The 5,312-nt window shown below is 63.1% G+C and carries 4 protein-coding genes; 1 reads left to right on the top strand and 3 read right to left on the bottom strand.

Annotation, left to right across the window (positions count from 1 at the left end):
* Positions 1-542: 542 nt before the first annotated feature.
* The gene (locus QOC89_RS00245; protein ID WP_323043181.1) at positions 543-1,337 is read left to right on the top strand and encodes an SDR family oxidoreductase; all 795 of its coding nucleotides are present in this window, start codon (positions 543-545) and stop codon (positions 1,335-1,337) included.
* 577 nt (positions 1,338-1,914) lie between these two features.
* On the opposite strand, the gene QOC89_RS00240 is transcribed toward QOC89_RS00245, so the two are convergent.
* From QOC89_RS00240 to hemL, 3 genes are all read right to left on the bottom strand, one after another.
* Positions 1,915-2,550 (bottom strand): riboflavin synthase, encoded by a 636-nt coding sequence (locus tag QOC89_RS00240; RefSeq protein ID WP_323043180.1) that lies wholly within the window; start codon positions 2,548-2,550, stop codon positions 1,915-1,917.
* Positions 2,551-2,565: 15 nt separating this feature from the next.
* Positions 2,566-3,735 carry a bifunctional diaminohydroxyphosphoribosylaminopyrimidine deaminase/5-amino-6-(5-phosphoribosylamino)uracil reductase RibD gene (gene ribD, locus QOC89_RS00235; protein WP_323043179.1) on the bottom strand — a complete coding sequence of 390 codons (1,170 nt, stop codon included), beginning with the start codon at positions 3,733-3,735 and terminating at the stop codon, positions 2,566-2,568.
* Between the two features lie 70 nt (positions 3,736-3,805).
* Positions 3,806-5,089 carry a glutamate-1-semialdehyde 2,1-aminomutase gene (gene hemL, locus QOC89_RS00230; RefSeq protein ID WP_323043178.1) on the bottom strand — a complete coding sequence of 428 codons (1,284 nt, stop codon included), beginning with the start codon at positions 5,087-5,089 and terminating at the stop codon, positions 3,806-3,808.
* Between the last annotated feature and the right edge of the window lie 223 nt (positions 5,090-5,312).

Genomic DNA, 5,312 nt, shown 5'->3' with positions numbered 1-5,312 from the left:
TCGTCTTTAGATCCAGCCCCGCCGTATCGATGAAGAACGGCGCCTTCGGATCGGTTGTGTTGGCACCAGCCGGAACCGACGCATTGGGCGGTACGCAAGTGGCGTCTGCGGCGATGGCCGGCACGGCCGCAGCCGTCGAGAGCAGTGCTACCACGAGAACAGCATGGGCTTTGGTCAACTGTGATCTCCTCCCGCTCTGGGCACGCGGCCCCTTTCGACTAGTGTACGAAGCGATTCATACATTAGTCGAAACGGGCAGACAACGTCAAGACTGGTGATTGCACGCCATACCGCGACGGTCGCATCGGCGGGTGACGAGCACGTCCAGAACGGACAGCTCCTCATCGGGCAAGCACGAGAAGGGCTTGAAGGATGCACGACGACGAGCACGTCTTTGCGGATCGCACCTTCTCGTAGACAATGCGTCATCTGGGCGTCAGACGGGAGGGCGCCACGAAGCCGGACCTGCTTGGCTCACAAGAAAACTTCCATGGCGTACAGTCGGCTTGGTCGTCGCAGCGATCAATCAACACGGGATGTGAATGGCAACTTCTAGCGAAAAATCTTCGGGACAAGCACGTTACGCGAGCTATCCCAGTCTGGTAGACCGGGTCGTGCTCATTACGGGCGGCGCGAGTGGCATTGGCGCTTCGTTCGTCGAGCACTTCGTTGCGCAAGGCGCACGTGTGGGCTTTCTCGACATCGACACGAACGCGGGAACAGTTCTTGCCAAATCGCTCGGTAACGCGCGCCATAAACCGCTCTTCGTCGCCTGCGACGTCACCGACATTCCCGCGTTGCACGCGGCCATCGCCGAAGTGCGGGCAGCATTTGGACCGATCGAGGTGCTCGTGAACAACGCGGCGAACGATCGCCGCCACGCGCTCGCCGACGTCACGCCCGAGTCGTTCGATGCAGGCGTTGCAGTTAACGTGCGGCATCAGTTGTTCGCAGCGCAGGCCGTGGTCGAGGATATGAAGGCCGCACGCGCGGGCTCGATCATTAATCTAGGCTCGCATTGCTGGATGCTCAAGAGCAGCCAGTTCCCGGTTTACGCAATGAGCAAGGCGGCAGTACAGGGCCTGACGCGCGGGTTCGCCAAGGACCTCGGCGCGTATGGGATCCGCGTGAACACGCTCGTGCCGGGCTGGGTGTTGACTGAGAAGCAGCGCAACCTGTGGCTCACCGACGAAGGCCGCGAAGAGATACGACGCGGCCAGTGCATCGACGAGGAAATGGAGCCCGGCGATCTCGCGCGCATGGCGCTCTTCCTCGCGGCCGACGACAGCCGCATGATCACGTCGGAGGATGTCATGGTGACGGGTGGCTGGTCGTAATAAGGCCGATTCTCGCCCGGCGGTTTCACCCATTGACGAGCGGTAGTGGCATGGCAACTTCCGAGGAAAGGTTGGCCGATGGTGGAAGCGCGTTCGCGAGTTCGCGCAACCAAGCGAGGCCTCGAAGATTGTCGACGATTTCACCCGGATCGTCGACTGACGCTGATGCTGCAGTGGAGACGCCATCACGACGGGTACACGACCTACCAATTGCCTGCACTCCGTCATCGACCCCCGATGATCGAAAGCCGCTGGCTAGCTGGACGAGATAGCGGCAGTTTCCCCATGGACTCGATACCGATGGTCAACAACCTGCACACCCAATTCAGATGACCGAAAGCCGCCTTGGGTCGGATGTGCTTCTGCGGTTGCGGTCAGTCTTCGGGTCTGTGGGAAACGCGCCGAGGTGAGAGCAACCGAACGTTCCGGATTTTTCGGATCGTTGGCGCCCGGCTCAAGATCAGTTCCATGATGTACTCGAGCAGGAGCGCGCGGGGGATGTTGCCAGGAATTGCCTCTACGACCTGCGAGGGATTTTGGCGAGACGGCCGTACGCGCTGATTTTCGAAAAATCTAATTATTTCAACGGCTTATAGCCATCCTGAGACGCACTGAGCATTCGCTCCACGTACCGCGCAATCAGATCGATCTCCAGATTCACCTGCGAACCCTCGCGCAAATTCTTGAGCGACGTCACCTGCACCGTGTGTGGAATCAGGTTGATCGAAAATTCGCAGCCGTCGTCGCGATCCTCGACCGAATTCACTGTCAGGCTCACGCCGTTGACCGTGATCGAGCCTTTGAACGCCAGATAGCGGCCAATCTCGCGCGGGGCCAGCACGCGCAGTTCGTGCGACTCGCCGACCGGCGCAAAACGCGTGACCGTGCCGAGGCCGTCCACGTGACCGGAGACGATGTGGCCGCCGAGCCTGTCGTGCGCGCGCAGCGCTTTCTCGAGATTCACTTCACCCGGCTCGCCCAGACCGACCGTGCAGTTCAGACTTTCGCGCGACACGTCCACTTCGAACGAATGCGCGGTTTTTTCCACCACCGTCATGCAGGCGCCCTGGATGGTGATGCTGTCGCCGAGTTGCACGTCGTCGAGATCGAGGCCGCCGGCTTCGACGTTCAGACGCACACCTGCATCGCCATCGGTGCCGAGGGGCCTGACTGATTCGATGCGGCCCACTGCCGCGACGATTCCTGTAAACATCGTACTAATCCTTGATCAATTCGAAGGGGGGTGGGGCGCGGGTTCGGAGCCGGCTTCAGGCGCCGGCTCGGGTACCACCCGAGGCACGAAGCGCGCGAGAATCCGCACATCGTCGCCGATCCGGTCGACCGCGTGGAAATTCAGTTGCACGCGGCCTTCGAGCGTTTCCGGAGCGTGCAGATTGAACATGCTCATCGAGTCCATGCCGAGCAGGCTCGGCGCCAGATAGATCAGCAGCTCGTCGACACAGCCTTCGCGCAGCAGCGAGCCGTTCAGCTTGTAGCCGGCCTCGACGTGCAGTTCGTTCACATGACGCTCGCCAAGCACTTTCAGCATGGCGGGCAGGTCGACCTTGCCCGCCGCGTTGGCCAATTGCACGATCTCCGCGCCGCGATCGCGCAGCGCGGCGGCGCGCTCCGTATGACGCTCGTCGAGATTGCCGCAGAAAATCAGGGTAGGTGGGCCGGCCAGAATCTGCGCTTCGGGCGGCACGTCGAGCTGGGCGTCGATCAGCACGCGTTGTGGTTGGCGCGGTGTGTCGACGGCACGCACGGTCATGCGCGGATCGTCTTCCCGCACGGTGCCGATGCCCGTCAAAATCGCCGACGCCCGGGCGCGCCACGCATGACCGTCGGCGCGCGCCGCTTCGCCGGTAATCCACTGACTGATGCCCGACGGCAAGCCGGTACGGCCGTCCAGCGAGGCCGCCACCTTCATGCGGACCCACGGACGCTCCCGCGTCATGCGCGACACGAAGCCGATGTTCAGTTCGTGCGCTTCGTTGGCGAGCAGCCCGCAACGCACTTCGATACCGGCGTCGCGCAGCATCTTGAGACCGCGCCCGGACACTTGTGGGTTGGGATCTTCCATTGCTGCGACCACGCGCTCGACCTGCGCTTCGATCAACGCATTCGCGCATGGCGGCGTGCGGCCGAAGTGGCTGCACGGCTCGAGCGTCACATAGGCCGTGGCGCCGCGCAGATCATGACCGCGCGAGCGCGCGTCTTTCAACGCGCGGACTTCGGCGTGGTCCTGGCCGGCCGGTTGCGTGAAGCCTTCGCCGATCACCTCGCCGTGCTTGACGAGCACGCAACCGACGCGCGGATTCGGATCGGTCGTATACATGCCGCGCTTGGCCAGCGCGAGCGCGCGTTCCATATGGACGAAGTCGGTTTGCGAAAACATCGGTATCCGGTCAGGTACGGTGGCTAGTCAGTATTGGACTGGGTGTCGGCGGTCTCGTGTCTCGCCCTGGTCAAGCCGCGAGCGAGGCGAATGCGCCACGCGCGGTGTCGATCGTCGCGTCGATGATCGCGTCGTCGTGCGCGATCGAAACGAAGCCCGCTTCGTAGGCCGACGGCGCGAAGTACACGCCTGCGTCGAGCATTTTGTGGAAGAACGCGTTGAAACGCGGCACGTCGCTCTTGGTGACTTCGGCGAAACTCGTGGGTACCGAATCGGTGAAGTAGAGGCCGAACATGCCGCCGAGCGAATCGGCCGCGAACGGCACGTTCGCTTCGCGCGCGACATGCGCGAGACCTTGCGCGAGACGCGTGGTGCGGGCCGTGAGCGTTCCATAGAAGCCCGGCGCCTGAATCAGTTGCAGCGTCTTCAGGCCCGCGGCGACCGCGATCGGATTGCCCGACAGCGTGCCTGCCTGGTAGACGCCGCCGAGCGGCGCGAGGTGAGCCATGATGTCGCGCCGGCCGCCGAAGGCCGCCGCCGGCATGCCGCCGCCGATCACTTTGCCCAGACACGTCAGATCCGGCGTGATGCCGTACACCTCTTGCGCGCCACCCAGGGCGACGCGGAAACCGCACATGACTTCGTCGAAAATCAGTACCGAGCCGTACTCGGTGCACAGGCGCCGCAAGGCTTGCAGGAATTCCGGTGTGGCGCGCACGAGGTTCATGTTGCCGGCCACCGGCTCGACGATCACCGAGGCGATCTCGTTGCCGAACGCCTTGAACGCTTCTTCGAGTTCGGCGACGTTGTTGTATTCAAGGACGGTAGTGTGCTTGGCGATGTCGACCGGCACACCCGCCGAAGTCGGATTGCCGAACGTGAGCAGGCCTGAACCGGCTTTGACCAGCAGGCTGTCCGCGTGGCCGTGGTAGCAGCCTTCGAACTTGACGATGCGGCTGCGGTTCGTGAAGCCGCGCGCGAGACGCAGCGCGCTCATGGTCGCTTCGGTGCCGCTCGAGACCATGCGGACCTGTTCGATCGACGGCACCAGTTTGCAGATTTCCTCGGCGATTTCCACTTCGGATTCGGTCGGCGCGCCGAACGAGAAGCCGTTGGCGAGCACGCGTTGGACTGCTTCCAGCACTTCCGGGTGGACGTGGCCGAGGATCATCGGGCCCCACGAGCCGATGTAGTCTGTGTAGCGTTGGCCGTCCGCGTCCCAGAAGTAGGGGCCTTGTGCGCGCTCGATGAAGCGCGGTGTGCCGCCGACCGAGCGGAAGGCGCGGACCGGCGAGTTTACGCCGCCGGGGATGGTGCGTTGCGCGCGGTCGAAGAGGGTCTGGTTTTTGGACATGGCGGTAGCTGGAATTTGGGTTGCGCAGTGGCGCGCGGGGCCTGGAGGAGGGCGGCGCGGCGCTGGGGTGTGTCGAGAAATTGTACCGGAGTCGGGGGGAAGGGGTTTTGTGGTGCCCCTTGCTGGGGCGGGGGCTGGTTTTTTTGGGGGGCCTTTTCTTGGTCTGGTTCTTTGGCCTTTCCTTGATTTGTTATCGGTCTATTAGTGTTGCCCCTGTGCGGGG

The sequence above is a fragment of the Paraburkholderia sp. genome (genome assembly GCF_034668105.1).
Taxonomy (GTDB): domain Bacteria; phylum Pseudomonadota; class Gammaproteobacteria; order Burkholderiales; family Burkholderiaceae; genus Paraburkholderia.
This window is presented reverse-complemented; position numbering and strand designations above follow the sequence as displayed.

What these genes read in the sequence shown, in the direction of transcription:
- QOC89_RS00245 (WP_323043181.1), top strand. Translation starts at nt 543, where the DNA reads ATGGCAACTTCTAGCGAAAAATCTTCGGGACAAGCACGTTACGCGAGC.
- QOC89_RS00240 (WP_323043180.1), bottom strand. Translation starts at nt 2,550, where the DNA reads ATGTTTACAGGAATCGTCGCGGCAGTGGGCCGCATCGAATCAGTCAGG.
- ribD (WP_323043179.1), bottom strand. Translation starts at nt 3,735, where the DNA reads ATGTTTTCGCAAACCGACTTCGTCCATATGGAACGCGCGCTCGCGCTG.
- hemL (WP_323043178.1), bottom strand. Translation starts at nt 5,089, where the DNA reads ATGTCCAAAAACCAGACCCTCTTCGACCGCGCGCAACGCACCATCCCC.